This is a genomic window from Halomonas sp. SIMBA_159 (assembly GCF_046536035.1).
Lineage (GTDB): Bacteria > Pseudomonadota > Gammaproteobacteria > Pseudomonadales > Halomonadaceae > Vreelandella > Vreelandella venusta_A.
Map to the genome: position 1 here is coordinate 1 of NZ_JAWJBT010000236.1, position 328 is coordinate 328.

The 328-nt window shown below is 58.5% G+C and carries 1 pseudogene; it reads right to left on the reverse strand.

From position 1 onward, the window contains the following. A pseudogene (locus R0J87_RS19120) lies at nt 1-328 on the reverse strand (oxygen-independent coproporphyrinogen III oxidase); the annotation flags it as partial.

Below are 328 nucleotides of genomic sequence, written 5' to 3' on the forward strand. Positions count from 1 at the left end.
GGTCAGAAAAGTGGGCGTCCCGCCGCCCAGGTGCAGCTGACTGACTGCCCGGCCACGCATCAGGGCAGCACGCTGGCGAATCTCAATGTCCAGGGCCGCCAGATAGATGTCGGCCTTATGCGCATGCCGGGTAATGACTTTATTACAGCCGCAGTAATAGCACAGGGTGTGACAGAACGGAATGTGGATATAGAGCGACAAACGGCGCTCGGGATAGCGCTGGCAGGCGGCGGTGAAATCCACGGCGGTAAAGTCGGGCTGAAACTCCAGGGCCGTCGGATAAGAGGTGTAGCGGGGGCCTGAATAGTTATATTTTTCGATCAGGGCC